Here is a 20,332-nt window from a genome sequence, read left to right on the forward strand (position 1 = left end):
ATATTATAAACTGGAATCACAAACAAAAAAGGGGAATCGTAATGACTCCCCTTTTTTATTTCTTACATGTATACTGTTAACCGGCATTAAACGAATCAAATACATTTTGCTGGTTAAGAAAATTAGATTTATAGGCTCCATCTGTTCCATTGATAAACAGGCAGGAATGCCCTTTTACCTGGTCTATAATGGGTTTGCTTAGTTCCGGTGGCAGGGCCGGACAGCCAAAGCTTCTACCTAATCGTCCATGCTGATTAATAAAGTTCTGGCTGACATAATCAGCTGCATGCATCACGATAGCACGACTTAAAGCATTGTTATTATAGCCGGCATCCATTCCATTAAGCTTCAATGAAAGGCCATGTTTGCCAAAATATGTACCTTCAGTTACATAAAAACCAAGGCTGCTTTGGTGCGATTCCGCATTGTTTGAAAAATTCGTCGCCACATCGTCACCACTTCCCTGTCCGTGTGCAACCAATGAGTTAAAAAGAAGCTTCCTGTTTGCGACGTCAATTACCCAAAGTCTTTTTTGTTTACTTGAGCGGGACAAATCGACAATAGTGATCAGATCTTTTGAAAGAATTCCCTCCTGCTTCATGTTGTAAAAACCAACAAGTGCTTTCTTGAAAACGTTTATATCAAGATCTGTTCCCTGTAAATTAGCTGCCTGATAGATTCCGCTTACATATTGTTCAAAGCGAGACTCGCGGGATACAGTTTTTACTTCGCCATCTGCTTTTGCGGCATGAGCCTTCCCATCTGCTTTCCAGCTTAAAAACCCTGTAATCAATAATATAGCAACAGCTGCAATAATGTACGATGAATATTTTCTCATAATCTTCACTAAACTTTCCAAACGAAAATACTAATACTTATTTTGATTTACTGAATAACAAAGATAAAACTTTATCATTTTCAATTTATCCGTTAATTGTCAGTTTAAATTCCAATAATTTAGGATGCTAATAATTTTAGTTGCTAAATTTGTCTTATGTATGCGATTGTTGATATTGAAACAACGGGGGGCCATGCTCAAACAAATGGTATAACCGAGATCGCGATCGTTCTGCACGATGGGGTTTGTGTTACCGAGCGATATGAAACTCTCGTTAATCCGCAAATTGCTATTCCGCCGTTCATTACAGCGCTCACCGGCATCAGTAATGACATGGTTTTTAATGCCCCTGCCTGGATTGATGTCGCCGAAACCATTCATAAACTCCTGGAAAACAAAATTTTCATTGCACACAATGTAAATTTTGATTACTCGTTTGTAAAGTTTCATTTATCAAAACATGGCTTTGACTTAAACTGTAAAAAGCTATGTACCGTTCGTTTAGGCCGAAAAATCTTCCCGGGATTATCGTCTTACAGCTTGGGGAAATTCGCTAAACAAATGGGCATTAATAATTATTCAAGGCATCGTGCTGCAGGGGATGCTGATGCAACCGCAAAGCTATTCGAGCTGATGCTTCAGAATGACACCAATAAACATATTGAACAGGCGCTAAAACATCATTCGAAAGAGCAGGTATTGCCGCCCAATCTTCCAAAAGAACAATTTGAATCACTCCCGTATACGCCCGGCATTTATTATTTCCACAATGCTAAGGGAAAGATCATATACGTCGGAAAAGCAAAAAATATAAGGCGGCGGGTGTTCAGCCATTTCTCGAATAACAGTCCCCGTAAACAGAAACAGGACTTTTTACGCGATATTCATCAGCTCAGCTACCAGGATTGCGGCAATGAGCTAATTTCATTTATTCTCGAGGAGATCGAGATCAAACGTTTGTGGCCCGAATATAACCGCGCGCAAAAGCGATTTGAGCAACAATGGGGCATATTCCTTTTTGAGGACCAAAACGGGTATACCAGGTTAGCGGTCGACAAAAAATCGCGCCTTACGAATCCTGTGTTATCGTTTAACCAGGCGCTGGAAGCTTACAACTTTTTAAGCCGCTTTGTTGAGGATAACGAGCTTTGTCCGAAATTGTGCTTCATACAACGTAACCGCCTGGAATGCGCCGGTTTAATTTCAGGAAAATGCCACGGTCCATGTTGCGGAAAAGAACAAGCAGAAACTTATAACAAGCGGGTCGAAGATGCATTTCGTAGCCTAAAGCTCGCCCAGCCGACTTATGCAATTATCGAAAGCGGGCGAATGAGAGATGAAAAGAGCTGTATCCTGGTTGAACAGGGAAAGTTCTACGGCCTGGGTTATATTCAAAGCGAATCTGTTATGGATGATCTAGAGCTTGTCAAAAGATCAGTAACGCCATATCCGCAAACGGAATTTATTAAAAATCTTGTGCGAAGCTATGCAAACCGCTTTCCCGAACGGGTTGTTATCTATAATACATCAAATTCATAACCTTGATCGACCCATTGTTCCAGCGCTTTTGGCAACGCATATTCTAATCGCGGAAAAGCTTTCAGGCTATCGTGAAAAACTACGATAGAACCATTTTCGGTGTTTGACAGAACGTTTTTCAAACACTTCTCAGGATTTAATTGACTGTCAAAATCCCCGCTAAGTACATCCCACATTATTACACTGTAATCTTCTTTCAGTATTGATAGCTGGCTTTTTTTCGCACGACCATGCGGCGGCCTGAACAAATCGGAACCGGTTAATTCATTACATTGCTCAACATTTGCCAGATAGACACTATCCTCAGTATCCCATCCGCGTAGGTGGTTAAAAGTGTGATTTCCAACACGATGGCCGTCGTTGATAACTGCCTGAAAAATTTCCGGATGTTTACGTATATTATCCCCAATACAAAAAAAGGTAGCTTTTATATTAAATTTTTTTAATGTTTTTAAAACAAACGGTGTAACAACCGGAATAGGGCCATCGTCAAAGGTGAGATATATGGTTTTATACTCCCTGCTTTTATGCCAAACCAGGCCGGGATACAGCCATCGTAAAAATGCAGGTGTTTTGATGAGATACATGCAGTTAAAATAATTTACGAAGATAAAGGATAGGAAATTAACTTAGTGACCGGATAAAATGATGCCGGTTACAACAATGATCTTTAATTAATAGATGAAATTCAGAAAACTTTTACTACTCACTGCTTTAGGAGTTTCGGCAACCGGCGGTTTGTATGCGCAGGAAAAACTCACCTTGCAACAGGCTGTACAAGCGGCACTTCAAAACAATCTTCAGATTAAGCAGGCAAGGCTAAGCGAAGCCATAAGCGACGAAAATGTCAAGCTTGCCAAAACTTCGATCTATCCCAATCTTAACGCCAGCACAAATTTGTTTTTCAATTATGGCCGCAGCGTCGATCCGACATCTTATCAATATGTCGAGCAGGCGATCACGACCAATAATCTGAATTTGAGCAGCAATGTTATTTTGTCGCAGGGCCGATTGAAATTTAACCAGATATCGCAAAACAAGTATCAGCTTGAAGCGGATAAGAGCAATACCCGTAAGGTGGAAAATGATTTATCCTTACTGGTTGGAACAACCTACCTGCAGGTTTTAAATAACCGGGATCTTCTCACTGCCGCTCAGCAACAGTTAGCGATTACCCGGCAGCAGCTCGACAGAGCTCAAAAGCTATTTGATGTTGGTAACAGCACGCTTGCCGATTTATCGCAGGCAAAGTCGCAGGTTGCAACCGCCGAACTGAACGAAACAAACGCTCAAAACCAGTTGGACATTTCTTATCTCGATCTGGCTCAATTAATGGAGCGCGACCCTCAAAGTAAATTCGAAGTTGTTTCGCCAGATGTTGATCAGATGCTTAATCTCAAAACCGACTACACGGCAACTTCAGTTTACAGCCAGGCAGTTGAAAATTATCCTGACATTGTATTGGCGAGATACAACACCGCTGTTGCGAAAAAATATGTCGACATAGCGAAAAGCTACTATTACCCAACGTTAAGTCTTGGCGGCGCGCTTAGTTCAAACTATTCAAGTACCGGAAGGGATATTTTAACCGGGCAACCCAACCCTCATTACTTTGACCAGATCAACCAAAACTTCTATAAATACTGGGGTTTTACGCTTAATATACCGCTCTTCAATAATTTGCAAACAAGAATTGGGGTGAATAAAGCGAAACTGACATACCAGCGTACAGAGGCCGCCGAACAACTTGCACGAAACAATTTCAACAAGGTAATAAACCAGGCGATAGTCGATCTTAAAGCTGCTCAAAAACAATATTATTCAACGCAAAGCGCATACAATTCAAAAAAAGACGCATTTACTGTAATACAGCAGCGCTTTAATGTTGGTTTAGTAAACTCGCTGGATTTCAATCAATCACAAACTGATTTAAATACCGCTGAATTCAATTTCATCCAGGCGAAGTATATGTTCATATTCAGAAGTAAGGTAATTGACTTTTATTTAGGTAACACGATATCATTTTAATCAAAATTTCTTTTAAGACATGGCTAAGAAAAAAAATACGCTCAAATATATTCTGATTGCTGCCGGAGCAATTTTAATTATCGCAATTGCCGGAAACAAATTAGGGTGGTTTGGCAAAGGCGATATTACCCAGGTATCAACCGATAAAGTAGAAAAAAGGTCAATTACTGAAACGGTATCAGCCAGTGGAAAAATCCAGCCCGAAATAGAAGTAAAATTAAGTTCTGAGGTTTCGGGAGAAGTAGTGGAACTTGCAGTTAAGGAAGGCGACGTGGTAAAACGCGGCCAGCTTCTTTGCAAAATACGCCCTGATGTTTTGCAATCGGGATTTAACCGGGCGGTTGCTTCGTTAAACTCTCAAAAAGCTTCCTTGGCAAATAGTGAACAGCAATTAAAGCAAGCCCAGGCAAACTATGAAAATACCGCGGCAAAATACAAACGCAGCGTCGAGTTGTATAAACAAAAAGTTCTTTCAGCGTCCGAATACGATGCGGCAGTAGCGGAATACAACGCTTCAAAAGCCAATATTGAAGCAATGAAACAAAACGTTATCGGGGCGCGATATGGCATTGATCAATCAGCCGCAGCTGTAAAAGAGGCTGGAGACAACCTGGCCAAAACAACAATCTACGCGCCCGTCGACGGCGTTGTTTCGAAGTTGGAAGTTGAACTTGGCGAACGTGTTGTTGGTACCGCTCAAATGGCGGGTACTGAAATTATGCGGATTGCCAATCTTAACAGCATGGAAGCAAACGTAGACGTTAATGAAAGTGACATTAACCGCGTTTCGCCAAATGATCCTGCAGAAATAGAAGTTGACGCCTTTCAGGGAAAAAAATTCAAGGGTGTAGTAACTGAAATCGGAAGCTCAGCAAATGTAAGCGGTACAAGCGCAGACCAGGTAACAAACTTTACTATCAAGGTAAAGATCCTTCCGGAATCCTATCAGGCATTACTTGTTAAAGACGCTAAGAACCCATCTCCTTTCCGTCCCGGTTTATCAGCAACAGTGGATATCCATACAAGCAATGTTAACAGTCTGTCGGTTCCTATCCAGGCTGTGACAACACGTGACGAGGAAAAACCAAAAACCGATCCGGGAAAGCCAGAAAATAATAATTCGGCAGATAAGGATAAGGAAGAAGAAAAAGCTCCCTCAAAGTTCTATGTATTTATTTTGCAGAACGGGAAAGCAAAGCAAGTGCAGGTAACTACCGGCATTCAGGACGATGCATATATACAGATTCTGAGCGGACTTAAGGGTGGCGAAGAGGTTATCTCAAGACCATTCAGTGCTATATCAAAAACGCTGAAAGATGGAATGATCGTCGAAAAAGTAAGTAAAGACAAACTTTTCTCGGCTGATAAAAAATAATTAACCGCGAAAATCGGTAACTTGTCCCGCCAATTATTCATATTGAGCGGGACTTTTTTTATGGAATTGTTAATAGGAAAGATTGCTGTTATTGGAGGCGGTAGCTGGGCAACAGCTATTATAAAAATGCTTGGTGATAATCTTCAACCTAAGGAAGTTTACTGGTGGATGCGAAGTCAGGAAGCAGTAGACCACATAAAAACTTACCGTCACAATCCGAATTATTTGAGTTCGGTTGAAATCAAACTTCCGGCTGAAAATATTTGCACCGACATAAAGTCAATTATTTCAAAAGCAGACACTATACTGTTAAATGTCCCTGCAGCCTTTCTAAAAAAAGCGCTAGCCGATATTTCACCCGAAGATCTGAAAGGGAAAAAAATTGTATCCGCTATTAAAGGCATCGTTCCTGATGAAAATATGATCATTGGAGAATTTCTGAATCAGCGTTATCAAATCCCTTTAACAGATATTATTGTCATCAGCGGACCTTGCCACGCTGAAGAAGTTGCCCTGGAAAAATTGTCATATCTCACAATTGCCTCAGCTGATACCACTCTGGCCACTGCTTTTGCGACAGTTATACAAACCCGTTATATTAAAACAAATGTTTCTGATGACATCTATGGAACTGAGTATGCAGCGGTATTAAAAAACATTTATGCTGTAGCCAGCGGTATTTGCCACGGGGTCGGGTATGGAGATAATTTCCAAGCTGTGTTGATATCTAATGCAATCAGGGAAATTGAACGATTCGTTGACTCCGTACACCCCATTGACCGTGATATAAAAGAGTCAGCCTATTTAGGCGATTTACTTGTAACCGCTTACTCACAATTTAGTCGTAACAGAACGTTCGGTAATATGATCGGGAAAGGATATACGGTAAAATCAGCGCAACTTGAAATGAATATGGTGGCTGAGGGCTTTTATGCTGTTAATTCACTTCACCAGATAAATAAGAATCACAAAGTATACATGCCAATCTGCAGGGCGGTATATGCTATCCTTTATGAGAAGCATTCGCCTCACATTGAAATGAAGCTTCTTTCAGAGCAATTATCCTGACGCTCAACTACATAAGAATTTCATTACATAGTGTACTTTGTACAATACCGCATTTCACGTGCTGAAAAATCGCAAGATCGATACTTTTTTAGCATAAGTTAATACTTTTTTACTAACCGATTAATTGCCACATAGTTGCTAAAATCAGGTTAATTTAAAAAGTCTGCAAACAATACACCTATTCGTTGAATAAATCTTATTTGATTCTCAAATTTCTAGCAAAAAGTTCATTTATTGTATTCCGAACACTTAATAAATGGATTCTAGGCCCAAAAAACTATCATTAATTGTTCTGTAACATTTCGTTTATATTCGAATGTTCTAACCAAACAAAAGGACTTAAATAAAGGATGAGTCTTTACAATTAATATAGAAAAAACACAATTAAACACTCCAATTAACCTAAAAATCAACAATTATGATTCACATTTTACTTCCTCAAAAAAGGAAAGTGTTTCTTGTGATTCTGTTTCTTTTCGCCTGCATTATTGTGAAGGCGCAAAACAGGGTCACTGGTCTTGTTACAGGGAATGATAACAAGCAACCAATCATTGGTGCAAGTGTTAAGATCAAAGGATCTACCACCGGCACATCAACCAATGTAAACGGAGCATTTTCTATCAATGCAAAATCAACCGACGTTCTCGAAATTTCATCGATTGGTTACGAAACCCAAAGCGTTACAGTAGGTAACCAAACAAGCCTGAACGTGGTACTTCTTGCAGGTACCAAAGCACTCAATGAAGTAGTTGTAACCGGTTACACCGCACAACGTAAGAAAGATATCACAGGCGCTGTCGCGGTGGTTGACGTTGCAAGTTTAAAGTCTGTTCCATCCGGAACGACTGAATCTTTGTTGCAAGGACAAGCTTCCGGGGTAACAGTTATAAACTCCGGCGTACCTGGTGGAAACAGTAATGTACGTGTGCGGGGGATCACGTCTTTTGGAAACTCAGATCCATTGGTAATTATTGACGGAACGCCTGGAAGCTTGCATGACTTAAACGTAAATGACATCGAATCAATGCAGGTTCTTAAGGATGCCGGCTCTGCAGCAATTTATGGAGTTCGCGGTTCAAACGGCGTTGTTGTAGTCACTACTAAAAAAGGAAAACAAGGAAAGGCAAAAATTAATTTTGAATCGTATGTTGGGACCCAAAGGCCACTTCAGGGAAATGTATTCAATATTGCTAATCCTACCGAAACAGGTAACGCTATCTGGCAGGAATTTAAAAACAGCGGTATTGCTATTACCCCCGATACTTATAAAAACAGTCAATACGGTTATGGCTCTACGCCTGTTGTCCCTTATTATATTACTCCAATTGCTGGACAGCAAGGTAATCCAAATGCAGATCCATCCAAATATGCGTTATATAGTAACCAGATCACTAGAGCTAATCAACAGGGTACAGACTGGTTTCATGAAATATTTAAACCAGCAACCATGCAAAACTATAGCCTGGCTGCCAGCGGCGGAAGCGACAAGTCAAACTTTTATTTTTCGGTAGGTTATCTTGACCAAGAAGGAACAATGATTCAAACGCATTTAAAAAGATATACAGCAAGAATTAACACAAATTTTAATATTAAAGATCATATACGTGTTGGTGAAAATGCGTATCTATTTTATCGCCAAAACCCAGGGTTGCCAGGAACTAATCAAAATGAAGGAAACCCTATTTCATATACTTACCGTCAAAGCCCTTTAATTCCAGTGTTCGACATCGTCGGCAATTACGCGGGTACTAACTCAAAAGGTTTGGGAAATCCGCAAAACCCTTATGCTATTCTTGACAGAACAAAAAATAACACCTCAAACGACTGGCAAATGAATGGTAATGTTTTTGCAGAAGCTGATTTTCTTAAACATCTTACAGCTAGAACAAGTTTCGGTGGAACCATTGACAATTATACTTATAACAATATAGGTTATACAGCCTATGAAAATGCTGAAAACAACACAAATCCTAATGGATTTACAGAAAACTATGGCTATAATAGTAGCTGGACTTGGACAAACACATTGAGATATAATCAAGTGTTCAACAAGCATAATGTAACTGCACTAATCGGAACTGAAGCTATTGAAAATTATAGCCGGGCAGCATTCGGAACAAGGAACGGTTATTACATTACAAATCCGGGAAGTCTGACTACTGATCCTAACCTCTTTACACTTAACTTCGGCCCGCCGTCCGGCCAAACGAACGGCAATTTAAATAATGGAATGGGCGGAGCTTCAACCCCATATACCACATCTCTTTTTTCAATATTTGGACGGGTTGATTATAGTTTCAATGACAGATATCTTATAAGTGGGACCCTACGTAGAGATGGATCGTCTGTATTTTTGGAAGATCAGCGATTTGGCTGGTTCCCGTCTGTTACTGCAGGATGGAGAATATCTCAAGAAAATTTCATGAAAAATGTTTCCTGGATTAGCGATTTAAAGCTTCGCGGTGGATGGGGTAAACTTGGATCACTAAGCAATGTAAGGCCTACAAATTCTTTTGATTTATTTGGTCAGGTTGCCGGTAATTCATCGTATGACTTAGGTGGTACAAGTACTTCGTCTGTTTTAGGTTCATATGCAAGTCAATTTGGAAATCCGATTACTACATGGGAGGAAGACAAAATATCTAATATTGGTATTGATGCAAGTATTTTCAAAAATCGATTTGATTTATCAGTTGAATGGTATAAAAAATCTGTTACAGGTTTATTATTTAACGCGCCTATCGCGGCTACAGCGGGAGGTGCAGTTGTGCCATTTAACAACACCGGTGACGTAGAAAACCATGGTTGGGATATTTCCGCTACTTATCACGGAGCAATAAACGATAATTTTAAATTCGATATAACCGGAACCTTTACCACTTATAACAACAAAGTGATCAGTCTCAAAGACGGTGTTCTATACCAAGATCGTGTAAGCGGCGGATCTAATCGTTTTGGTGCGTTCTCGAGATTACAGCCGGGTCAGGCAGTTGGCGCTTTTTACGGCTATAAAGTATTAGGATTATTTCAAAATGCTGCCGATGTCACGAACTCACCCACGCAACCAGATGCAGCCCCAGGAAGATTTAAATACCAGGATATTAATAACGATGGTCAAATTAATAACTCTGACCGGACATTCTTCGGCAATCCGAATCCGAAATATTCAACAGGCTTAAATCTCGGAGCAAGTTACAAAGCGTTTGATTTTTCAATGTTTTTATATGCTTCGGTTGGAAATGATGTAATTAACTATGTTAAATATTGGACAGATTTTCCGCAAGTATTTGATGCAGCTATGAGTAAAGACGCGGCTGTGCACTCGTTTGGTATGCCGGAAGCTAATGGAAAGACCCCGATTTTGGAACGATCTGCTAACTTTAGTAACACAACCGTCTTCAACTCATATTATATGGAAGATGGTTCTTATTTAAGATGTAAACAAATTCAGGTAGGATATACAATACCTTCAACAGTTATGAAAAAGGTTGGTATTGACAGGTTCCGTGTTTATTTGCAAGCTGCAAACTTATTTACCATAACAAAATATTCGGGTCTTGATCCGGAACTGCAAACTTCAAATGTAAACGATAATACAAATTTTGGAATTGACTTTGGAAATTACCCAGGCAATCAAAAAACATTTAATATCGGAGTTAACGTTGGGTTTTAAATAGATAACAAATTACAATGAAAAAATATTCAATAAGATATATTATTCCAATGGGGTTATTCTCGTTGGCAATGATTTACGCTTGCAAAAAGAGCTTCTTAGAAAAAGATCCACTTGGCTCGCTTCAACAAACTACCCTTTCCAATGCTCAGGGGGTAAAATCGTTATTAATTGGTGCTTATGCTATGTTGGATGGAGAAGGTGGAGCAACCACAGGAAATCAATTTGGTTCTGGGACCGATAACTGGGTGTTTGGCAGCGTTGCAGCCGACGACTCTTACAAAGGATCGACACCTTCTGATCAAGGGGATATTACCTTTATTCAAACCTGGTCTACTTCGTTTTCCAACAATTCTTACCTCCAGGTTAAATGGCAGGCATGTTATGATGGCGTTCAAAGAGCGAATGACGTTTTAAGAACACTGGCATTAGCTACAGATGTCACCGATGCTGATAAAAAAGAGATAACTGCTGAAGCGCGTTTTTTAAGGGGCTTTTTCCATCTGGAAGCAAAAAAGCTTTGGAAAAATGTTCCGTATGTTGATGAAACAATTATTCCGAAAAGCAACAATGTGAACGTTCCAAATGATAAAGATATATGGCCTAACATCGAAGCCGATTTTCAATTTGCAATAGACAATTTGAATGAAACCCAAAATCCGGGAGAAAAAGGCCGGGCTAATAAATGGGCGGCAATGGCATTTCTTGCAAAGTGCTATATGTTTGAACATAAATTTCCTGAAGCCAAGCTTCTGATAGATAATTTGCTTTCACATGGCGTTACATCACAAGGCCAACCATATGGCTTTAACCCAAAAGGCTACGAAGCAAATTTCAATCCTGATCCTGGAGCTAAAAATAGTGCTGAATCAATATTTTCGGTACAGATGTCAGTTAATGATGGCTCGGGTACAAATGGCAACTATGGACAGGTATTAAACTTTCCAAATGACGGCAGCGGACCAGGAGGATGCTGTGGTTTTAATAATCCATCGTTAAGTTTGGCTAACGCATATAAGACGGATGCCAATGGGCTGCCACTTCTCGACACCTACAATACCGGCGCCGTAGTGAGCGCACCATCTAATCCGTATACAGGTAGTCTTGACCCTCGAATTGATTTAGTTATGGGCCGGCCTGGCATTCCCTATTTGGATTTTGGAAATCATCCTGGATCACTATGGGTGCGCGATGGTACAGATGGATATTTTAGCCCTAAAAAGAACCAATACGCTAAAAGCCAGAAAGACATTTTATCTTCCAAAGAAACAAGCTTCTGGGGGCCGACGCAGATTGTTGCGAGTAATATAAATCTAATTAGGTATTCAGACCTTTTGTTATGGGCAGCAGAATGTGAAATTGAAGCTGGTAACCCTGACAAAGCTTTAGAGTATGTCAACAGAGTGCGTTCGAGGATCGCGGATCACCCTGAAACATGGGTGTATAAAAATGCCGAATTTGATCCGTTGACATTCCAATATAAAACACACATTACTCCAGCAGATAATTATAAAATTGGGCTTTATCCGGCTGGTTCTTTCGCAAACAGAGACTATGCAATTAAAGCAATTCGTTTTGAAAGAAGACTAGAGTTAGCAATGGAAGGTCAGCGTTTCTTTGATTTACAGCGCTGGGACAATGGGACAGGGTATATGGCGGATGTTTTAAATGAATATGCTACTATAGAAAAAACAAGGCCATCTATTTTCCAAGTAAACCCGGGTGCAAAATTCACTAAGGGAACCACTGAAATTTTTGCAATTCCTCGTAATGAGATTGACCTTGAAAATGCTACAGGAACCATTAACCTGAAACAAAATCCAGGTTATCAATAACATTTGATTTGTTGTTTTTTTAAGAGGTAGAATGCAAATTCTACCTCTTTTTATTTATGTTTAGTTTTTCCTTTTGATAATGAAAGCCAAACTTTCCAGGCCAATTATTTACGTCACTCTTTTAACTTCTATAGCTTTTTCCTGTACAAAAAAAAAGCCTCTCTTTGAACTGATACCATCGGCAAAATCTGGTATTACGTTTAACAATAAGATTACCGAAACCGATTCAATCAATGCCGCTGATATGATCAATGTGTATAACGGAGGCGGTGTTGGCGTTGGCGATTTTAATAATGACGGATTGCAGGACATATATTTTACCGGCAATCTCGTATCAAACAAATTATACCTGAACAAAGGCGATTTCAAATTTCAGGATATAACCAAAGAGGCTAATGCTTCAGGAAATGGCAGGTGGTGCCGCGGAGTTTCCGTTGTAGATATCAACAATGACGGGCTTCTTGACATTTACGTTTGTGCTTCTATTGACCCCGATCCACAAAAACGCCAGAATTTGCTTTACATAAATCTGGGTGCTGACAAAGATAAAATCCCTCATTTTAAAGAAATGGCCGCTGATTATGGACTAAACGATACCACGCATTCTACCATGGCTGCGTTTTTTGACTATGACAATGATGGCGACCTTGATACTTATATAGCCGTTAACGAAAACATCAGAACAGATAATCCAAACGTTTTCCGGCCAATTCATAAAGACGGCTCTTATCCAAGTACCGGACGATTATACCGAAACGATTATAATTCAAAACTCGGACATGCTGTTTATACCAATGTTTCAAAGCAGGCGGGCATAACAACAGAAGGTTTTGCCCATGGAGTTACTATCAGTGATCTTAACAGAGACGGCTGGCCGGATATCTACGTAACGAACGATTTTTTATCAAATGATCTTTTGTATATAAATAACCACGACGGGACTTTTACCGATCAAAGCAAAGATTATTTCAAACACACCGCAGCCACCGCGATGGGCCAGGATATCGAGGACATTAACAACGATGGTCTGCAGGATGTAATTACGCTCGACATGAATCCGGAAGACAACTACCGGAAAAAAATGATGCTGAATAGCAATAGCTACCAGATATATCAAAATTTTGACTTTTACGGCTATCAGTATCAGTACGTCCGTAATACGTTGCAGTTAAACCAGGGGCCGACCTTGGGTGAAAATGACTCTATCAAACATCCCGTATTCAGCGACATTGGCTTCATGGCTGGAATTGCTGAAACTGACTGGAGCTGGACGCCGTTGGTTATAGACTTCGATAATGATGGCAATCGTGATATCATTGTCACCAACGGCTACCCGAAGGATGTTACCGACCACGATTTCATGGTTTTCAGACAACAGGCATTTAGCATTGCATCGAAAAAGGAACTGCTTGAGCAGATTCCACAAGTGAAAATCCATAATTACGCGTATAAGAACAATGGGAATTTAACATTTTCGGACGTTTCGTCCGACTGGGGCATGACAACGCCTAGTTATTCGAACGGCGCAACGTATGCCGATCTGGACAATGACGGCGACCTGGATATCATCATAAACAATATCAATGATGAATCGATGCTCTATAAGAACACTGCGAGAGACAGTGAAGAGGCTGGCAATTATCTGAACATTCAACTTACCGGAGATAAAAATAACATTAATGGACTAGGGAGTTGGATCGACATCTATTATGATAAAACCAAGCATCAAACTTATGAGAGTACACCGTTTCGGGGGTATTTGTCATCCGTTCAAAATCAAGTTCATTTTGGCTTAGGGAATGTTTCGATCATCGATTCTGTTGTAATTTCATGGCCAAATCAAAAAAAACAAGTCTTAAAAAATATTAAGCCAAACCAGGTTTTGAAAGCTAATATCAGCGAGGCAAGTGTTATTAGTGAACACATTCCAACTATGTTTGCTGATGCAAGCATATTCAAAGAAGTAACACACGCTTTGAATATTAATTATGTGCATAAGGAGCATGACTTCGCCGATTTCAATGTCCAGAAGTTGCTACCCCATAAACTTTCCGAATTTTCTCCCGCGTTAGCCAGCGGCGATATCAATGGCGACGGACTTGACGACATAGTTTGCGGAGGTTCATCAGACTACCCCGCACAAATTTTCCTGCAGCAGAGTGATGGCAAATTTATGCAAAAGAACCTCAATGAGGCAGCCAATGCCACCCCACAGCAATACAAAGATGGTGGCTTGCTATTATTTGATGCCGACGGCGATCATGATCTTGATCTTTACATTGCGGGAAGCGGTTATGAACAGTCACCGGGGAGTCCATCCTACCAGGACCGGCTTTATTTAAATGATGGTCAGGGAAACTTCCAGCCAGCTATTGGCGCGCTTCCGCAAAATCTTACCAGCAAATTGTGCGTTCGTGCAATTGACTATGACCGGGACGGCGATCTTGACTTGTTTGTTTCCGGTCGTGTTGACCCCTGGAATTATCCTAAACCTGTATCGAGCTTTATTTTCAGGAATGACAGCAAAAACGGCAACGTTAAATTCACCGATGTTACGTCAAAAATCGCTGGTGATCTCAACAAGATCGGTATGATATGCGATGCGCTATTTACCGATTTTGACAACGACGGGTGGCAAGATCTGGTTGTTATTGGAGAGTGGATGCCCGTTACTTTTTTAAAAAACGAACATGGAACTTTTAAAAATGTAACTGCACATACCGGAACAGAAACGAACCTTGGCTGGTGGAATACGATTGCGTCGGGAGACTTTGACAATGATGGAGACATCGATTATATCGTTGGTAACCAGGGATTAAATTCATTCTTCAAAGCCAGCAATAAATACCCGGTATATATTACGGCCAAGGACTTTGATAATAATGGAAGCTATGACGCTTTTCCATCCTTGTTTTTACCGGTTTCTCAGGACGATCAGACCAGGAAAGAATTTCCCGCCCAGGGACGCGACGATATTGTTAAGCAGATGATCAGTATGCGAATCCGGTTCCAGAATTATAAATCGCTGGCCGCTGCAACTTTCGATGAGCTTTTTACTCCAGAGCAAAGGAAAGACGCTTTACGATTGGAAGCAACGCAAATGCAATCGGGCTACTTCCAGAACGATGGAGACGGTCATTTTACATTTAAACCATTACCGATGGAGGCTCAGATATCTATGCTATGCGGAATGGTAGTTGACGATTTCGACGGTGATGGTAATCTAGACGTGGTAATTAATGGAAACGATTTTGGCACCTCGGTGAATGACGGTCGTTACGATGCTTTTAACGGCTTATTCTTAAAGGGCAATGGTCACGGCGAATTTAAACCTCTTTCCATTTTGAAAAGCGGTATCTATTTACCCGGAAACGGTAAGGCTACAATAAAAGTAGCCGGAAGAAATGGAAGCTATTTACTGGCGGCGACGCAAAACAAGGGCGCCATGAAAGTATTTGAATTAAAACGGAAAACTAAAACTTTAAGGCTTAATCCTGATGATGTCCGTTATACTGTCAGTTATTCAAATGGAAAAAAGAATACTCAGGAAGCGTATTATGGTACGTCTTTTTTATCCCAATCGTCCAGGTTTATTAAATTCGATGCAGGAATGCGTTCAATAAATATTACGAACAATAAAGGCGTTAAAAGAACAATAAGTTTAACTAACTGATGAAATACGGTTTTAAAACAATTATAGCATTATCCATCGCGGTTTGTGTAGCTGGCTGCAATAAAAAAAAAGGCTACCAATTGCCGGGGGATGCTGAAATTATCCATAACAACGAAGATCAGCTAACGCAACTGATCATTTACGACGTGTTTACTCCGCCGGTGGCTAGCCGTATTTATGGATATTCTTCACTGGCGTCTTACGAAGCAATCAGGTTTGCCAAGCCAGGTTACTCCTCCATTGTTGCCAAACTGAAGGGCTTCAAAACACCACCCGAGCCTGAAAAAGGGAAGACTTATAATTATACACTGGCTGCCACAAAGGCTTTTTTTACTGTCGTACGAAAAGTGACCTTTTCGGTTGATTCACTGGACAAGTATGAAAATCCGTTGTATGCAGGCTTCAAAGAAAAATTAGGTGATTCTGTTTTCAACAGATCAGTTAAATTTGGCGAAGAAATTGGTAAGCTGATTTTAGCCAGGGCCGCAACAGATAATTACATTCAAACCCGTGGAAAGCCTAAATTCCTGGGAAGCAATGCATCAGGCAAATGGCACCCCACCCCTCCTGACTATCTTGACGGTGTTGAGTATTGTTGGGGCACACAAAAAACTTTTGCGCTTGATTCTTCCGCACAGTTTTCGCCTCCGCCTCCACCGCCCTACAGCGACGACAAAAACAGTGAGTATTTTAAACAGAACCTTGAGGTTTATAACACCAATAAAAACTTGTCAAAAGATCAACGGGAAATCGCTAAATACTGGGACGATAACCCCTTTGTACTCGAGCATTCAGGCCACATGACCTTCGCCAATAAAAAGATAACCCCGGGCGGGCATTGGATAGGAATAACAGCTATTGCCTGCAAACAGACAAAAGCAGATGCTGTAAAAACTGCTAAGGCATATGCCCTTACGTCGGTCGCTATGTACGACGCGTTTATTTGCTGCTGGCAGGAAAAATATAAAAGTGAATACATTCGGCCGGTGACGGTTATCAACGATAAAATAGACCACAATTGGTTGCCTTTACTTCAAACGCCTCCATTTCCTGAGTATCCAAGCGGCCACAGCACAATCACCCGGTCTGCCGCAGTAATGCTGACAAAATTATTCGGCGAGAATTTTGCATTTCAGGATACAAGCGATCTGCGGTACATAGGTATGCAGCGGCATTTTAAATCATTTGTCCAGGCCGCGGACGAGGCCTCAATCAGCCGGTTTTACGGTGGCATTCATTACAGAAATAGCGTAGACCAGGGAGCTGTTCAGGGACGACAAGTAGCAGAATTTATTCTGAAAAAGTTAAATATGTAATCATCATAACATAACAGTGTTTAATAATTTACCGAAATTACTTAGCGGAGGATTCATTGCCTCCGTTTTTTTATCTGTATATATAATCAACGGGTGCACCAGCAGCCAGTTTTCCCAGGCAGTATCTGACTCGATAGCAACCGGACGTACTCTCGCCGAGAAACACTGTTCTTCCTGCCATCGTTTTCCGGAGGCCGGTTTATTGGACAAGGTAACCTGGCAAAAAAATATTTTGCCACTAATGGCTCCTAAACTTGGCGTTCAATCCTGGACTGGCCAATATTTTACCCGTGACCCTAAAAACCCGGTATCAATTGCCGACTGGCAGTATATTTTGTCATATTATAAATATTCGGCACCCGAGACCTTACCGCAGCCTACGGTGCCAGAAAAACCGAAAGATGACTGGGCAATTTTTCAAATGGAAAAGCCCTTTAGGTATGACACTATCCAGCCTGCATCTACAACACTGGTTTCCTATAACCAATTCGACAAAAAAATTTATACAGGAGATGTTATCACAAACAGTTTGTGTTCATGGGATCAATCACTCCATCAAACAAGCGTTGTTAAACTAAATTCCCCCGCTGTAAATTCAATATTTGAAGACAATGGAGAATGCGTTGTCACAAGTATTGGAAGCCTGCAGCCTTCTGACGCTTTCAATGCCGAGGTTAACCGGATTGACCTTAATAATAAGAATAAAAAACCTGAAACGCTGGTAAATCAGCTTCCACGGTCTGTACAGACTGTAAAAGGCGATTTTAATAAAGATGGGCTGAAAGACTATGTAGTTTGTGGTTTTGGCAACAATTCGGGTAGTCTTATCTGGCTGGAACAAACACGAGACAATAAGTTCATAAAACACACTATTCGCGGCGTTCCGGGAGCGATTCAAGCTATTGCCGATGATTTCAATGGTGATGGGTGGGAAGATATTATGTGTCTTTTCGCTCAGGCCGATGAAGGTATATGGTTATTTACGAACGATCACCATGGAAATTTTAACAGTAAAAATATTCTACGCTTCCCTCCTGTCTATGGATCGGTAAGTATTCAATTAACCGATTTTGATGGCGATGGCAAACAGGACATTCTGTATGCCTGTGGTGATAATGGAGATTTCTCACGGATATTAAAACCTTACCACGGCATCTATATATTTCGTAACCAGGGAAACGATGTCTACCAAAAAGCTTACTATTATCCGCTTTATGGGTCTACAAAGGCTGTGGCGGAGGATTTTGACAAGGATGGCGACATGGATATTGCCTGCATTGCCTTTTACGCCGATTACAAAAGCAAAAACTCCGAGTCATTCCTTTACTTTGAACAAGACAGAAAGATGCATTTCGCTCCGCACAGGTTACCTGTAAATAATTGCGGTCGCTGGCTTTGCATGGACATAAACGATCTAAACGGAGATAGCTATCCTGATATTATTCTGGGTAATTTTGCATTGCTAAGTCCTGATGGCGAAAAAACGGGTGCTGATCAGCATACACCCTTCATCATTTTAAAAAATACTAAAGGCAAATAATTAGCATTTTCATATTTATAAAACTTAGTTTTTGAAAGGGTGTTCTATAAAAAAATCATTTATGAAAACCCAAAATATGAAAAACATTGCAGGCATTGCCGGTATCGCAGCTGGAGCAGCTGCACTGGCTATATTATTGTTACGTAAAAGAGAAGACGGGACAACCGTAGGCAGCAATCTTTTAAAGAATGCCAAAACCGCGGGCGAAGATCTGCGTCGCTTTGGAGTAAAAATGAAAAATCGTTTGATGAATGATATCAGCGGCCCGAACGGTGAACCTGTATATTCAGACATGTACGACCGTAATTTTTATGAAGATGAAAACGGTAGAAGAGTTTATCTGGAATCTGCAGCACAATCATAAGCCATGAAAAAAATATTTTTAATAGGTGCATTGGCACTCTTAGCGAGTGGCGTAACGTTTGCACAGGAGAAAAAAACAAAGGCTGGAAAAGCTGTAGAGTCAGTAGGTAACGAAACTGCAGAGGTTGCTGTTAAAGGCGCGTCGAAAGTTTCAGACAAAACTTATAAAGACAAAGTTGGACCGCAGGGACAGACAGTTTATATCAATAAACACTCCCAATACTATTATGTAAACGAAAAGGGGGGCAAAGTTTACCTGAAAAAGTCTCAACTTAAAGACAAGCCTAAAAACTAAGTAAAAGCTCCTTTGGGAGCTTTTACTTTTTTAAACCGGCAATGATATTTATGGTAAGAGCTACGACAAACGTGTTCAACCCAAACGAAAGCAGGCTGTGAACAAGAGCCAAACGTCTGATCCTTTTGCTTGAAATTTCGACATCCGAGACCTGGAAAGTCATTCCAATGACAAAAGAAAAATAGGCAAAATCAAGGTAGTCTGGCTTTACATTTTTATCCGGAAAATCTAATCCTCCACGATATTCCGCTGAACCTTCCAAGCTCTCGTCATAAAAGATGTGAGCGTAATGAAAAGTAAATGTTGTATGGACCATCGCCCAGGAAAGAAGCATTCCTATTACCGCGGATGCAACCCTGACAAATTGATATTTCTCGCCGGTAGAATCTGAACCAAGGACAAGAAATAAAACTGCCAGCATGCTTGCGAAACATGCTAAGATGATAATGATCGATACGTAAATTAAACTCCCATCATCTCTCCTTGCCGTTTTCATAATATCAGCTATGCCGCGATTGAAAATTACGTACCAGCTTAGTGCCACATAGGTTAATGCAAAAATGTCCCACAAAACGATCAGGCAGTTTAGCAAATTATTCTCGAAAAAACGGAAGGTAAAAAAAGCTGCTAACGAAACGGTAAGGCTTATAAGAATACGATGTAGCGGATGCATTCTAAGTACAATACTGCCTTGTTTTGTTTTTAACACTTGAATAATAATTTATTGAAGTTACAAAAACAAAATGCCTGTAAACAAAAAAAGCTCTGCTAATGCAGAGCTTTGATTTA

14 protein-coding genes are annotated in these 20,332 nt (G+C 40.5%); 11 read left to right on the plus strand and 3 right to left on the minus strand.

The window, feature by feature from the left end:
• Window positions 1-76: 76 nt before the first annotated feature.
• A complete protein-coding gene (locus GS399_RS07765) occupies window positions 77-838 on the minus strand; it encodes a murein L,D-transpeptidase catalytic domain family protein (protein ID WP_160844056.1) in 762 nt (253 codons plus the stop codon).
• Window positions 839-994: 156 nt separating this feature from the next.
• Between GS399_RS07765 and GS399_RS07770 the strand changes: the two genes are divergently transcribed.
• Complete coding sequence (locus tag GS399_RS07770; protein WP_160844057.1) at window positions 995-2,377, plus strand: exonuclease domain-containing protein; 1,383 nt, start codon at window positions 995-997, stop codon at window positions 2,375-2,377.
• Here the strand turns inward: GS399_RS07770 and GS399_RS07775 are convergent.
• Complete coding sequence (locus GS399_RS07775) at window positions 2,356-2,964, minus strand: polysaccharide deacetylase family protein (protein ID WP_160844058.1); 609 nt, start codon at window positions 2,962-2,964, stop codon at window positions 2,356-2,358. The two genes, GS399_RS07770 and GS399_RS07775, sit on opposite strands and share 22 nt — an antisense overlap.
• Window positions 2,965-3,058: 94 nt before the next feature.
• Between GS399_RS07775 and GS399_RS07780 the strand changes: the two genes are divergently transcribed.
• The 10 genes from GS399_RS07780 to GS399_RS07825 all read left to right on the plus strand — a co-directional run bounded on the left by GS399_RS07780 (window position 3,059) and on the right by GS399_RS07825 (window position 19,543).
• Window positions 3,059-4,405 carry a TolC family protein gene (locus tag GS399_RS07780; protein ID WP_160844059.1) on the plus strand — a complete coding sequence of 449 codons (1,347 nt, stop codon included), beginning with the start codon at window positions 3,059-3,061 and terminating at the stop codon, window positions 4,403-4,405.
• A 19-nt stretch (window positions 4,406-4,424) separates the two neighbouring features.
• Window positions 4,425-5,780 carry an efflux RND transporter periplasmic adaptor subunit gene (locus GS399_RS07785; protein WP_160844060.1) on the plus strand — a complete coding sequence of 452 codons (1,356 nt, stop codon included), beginning with the start codon at window positions 4,425-4,427 and terminating at the stop codon, window positions 5,778-5,780.
• A 60-nt stretch (window positions 5,781-5,840) separates the two neighbouring features.
• On the plus strand, window positions 5,841-6,848 hold the full coding sequence (locus GS399_RS07790) for an NAD(P)H-dependent glycerol-3-phosphate dehydrogenase (RefSeq protein ID WP_202409400.1): 1,008 nt from the start codon (window positions 5,841-5,843) through the stop codon (window positions 6,846-6,848).
• Window positions 6,849-7,266: 418 nt separating this feature from the next.
• Window positions 7,267-10,521, plus strand: a complete 3,255-nt coding sequence (locus tag GS399_RS07795) for a SusC/RagA family TonB-linked outer membrane protein (protein ID WP_160844061.1) — start codon at window positions 7,267-7,269, stop codon at window positions 10,519-10,521.
• A gap of 17 nt (window positions 10,522-10,538) precedes the next feature.
• A complete protein-coding gene (locus GS399_RS07800) occupies window positions 10,539-12,356 on the plus strand; it encodes a RagB/SusD family nutrient uptake outer membrane protein (RefSeq protein ID WP_160844062.1) in 1,818 nt (605 codons plus the stop codon).
• Between the two features lie 79 nt (window positions 12,357-12,435).
• Window positions 12,436-16,029, plus strand: a complete 3,594-nt coding sequence (locus tag GS399_RS07805) for a VCBS repeat-containing protein (RefSeq protein WP_160844063.1) — start codon at window positions 12,436-12,438, stop codon at window positions 16,027-16,029.
• Window positions 16,029-17,345 carry a vanadium-dependent haloperoxidase gene (locus GS399_RS07810; RefSeq protein ID WP_160844064.1) on the plus strand — a complete coding sequence of 439 codons (1,317 nt, stop codon included), beginning with the start codon at window positions 16,029-16,031 and terminating at the stop codon, window positions 17,343-17,345. Before GS399_RS07805 ends, GS399_RS07810 begins: the two co-directional genes overlap by 1 nt.
• A 16-nt stretch (window positions 17,346-17,361) precedes the next feature.
• Complete coding sequence (locus tag GS399_RS07815) at window positions 17,362-18,885, plus strand: FG-GAP repeat domain-containing protein (RefSeq protein WP_160844065.1); 1,524 nt, start codon at window positions 17,362-17,364, stop codon at window positions 18,883-18,885.
• A gap of 61 nt (window positions 18,886-18,946) precedes the next feature.
• Window positions 18,947-19,249: a hypothetical protein gene (locus GS399_RS07820; RefSeq protein WP_160844066.1), complete on the plus strand. Its 303-nt coding sequence runs from the start codon at window positions 18,947-18,949 to the stop codon at window positions 19,247-19,249.
• A gap of 3 nt (window positions 19,250-19,252) precedes the next feature.
• The gene (locus GS399_RS07825) at window positions 19,253-19,543 is read left to right on the plus strand and encodes a hypothetical protein (RefSeq protein WP_160844067.1); all 291 of its coding nucleotides are present in this window, start codon (window positions 19,253-19,255) and stop codon (window positions 19,541-19,543) included.
• A gap of 22 nt (window positions 19,544-19,565) precedes the next feature.
• Here the strand turns inward: GS399_RS07825 and GS399_RS07830 are convergent, their stop codons facing one another.
• Window positions 19,566-20,252: a DUF1345 domain-containing protein gene (locus GS399_RS07830; protein WP_369410107.1), complete on the minus strand. Its 687-nt coding sequence runs from the start codon at window positions 20,250-20,252 to the stop codon at window positions 19,566-19,568.
• Between the last annotated feature and the right edge of the window lie 80 nt (window positions 20,253-20,332).

The organism is Hufsiella arboris (genome assembly GCF_009834875.1).
GTDB lineage: Bacteria > Bacteroidota > Bacteroidia > Sphingobacteriales > Sphingobacteriaceae > Hufsiella_A > Hufsiella_A arboris.

Coding starts and splice junctions, on each gene's coding strand:
- GS399_RS07770 (WP_160844057.1), top strand. CDS start 995: ATGTATGCGATTGTTGATATTGAAACAACGGGGGGCCATGCTCAAACA.
- GS399_RS07825 (WP_160844067.1), top strand. CDS start 19,253: ATGAAAAAAATATTTTTAATAGGTGCATTGGCACTCTTAGCGAGTGGC.
- GS399_RS07795 (WP_160844061.1), top strand. CDS start 7,267: ATGATTCACATTTTACTTCCTCAAAAAAGGAAAGTGTTTCTTGTGATT.
- GS399_RS07790 (WP_202409400.1), top strand. CDS start 5,841: ATGGAATTGTTAATAGGAAAGATTGCTGTTATTGGAGGCGGTAGCTGG.
- GS399_RS07805 (WP_160844063.1), top strand. CDS start 12,436: ATGAAAGCCAAACTTTCCAGGCCAATTATTTACGTCACTCTTTTAACT.
- GS399_RS07800 (WP_160844062.1), top strand. CDS start 10,539: ATGAAAAAATATTCAATAAGATATATTATTCCAATGGGGTTATTCTCG.
- GS399_RS07775 (WP_160844058.1), bottom strand. CDS start 2,964: ATGTATCTCATCAAAACACCTGCATTTTTACGATGGCTGTATCCCGGC.
- GS399_RS07765 (WP_160844056.1), bottom strand. CDS start 838: ATGAGAAAATATTCATCGTACATTATTGCAGCTGTTGCTATATTATTG.
- GS399_RS07820 (WP_160844066.1), top strand. CDS start 18,947: ATGAAAACCCAAAATATGAAAAACATTGCAGGCATTGCCGGTATCGCA.
- GS399_RS07780 (WP_160844059.1), top strand. CDS start 3,059: ATGAAATTCAGAAAACTTTTACTACTCACTGCTTTAGGAGTTTCGGCA.
- GS399_RS07785 (WP_160844060.1), top strand. CDS start 4,425: ATGGCTAAGAAAAAAAATACGCTCAAATATATTCTGATTGCTGCCGGA.
- GS399_RS07810 (WP_160844064.1), top strand. CDS start 16,029: ATGAAATACGGTTTTAAAACAATTATAGCATTATCCATCGCGGTTTGT.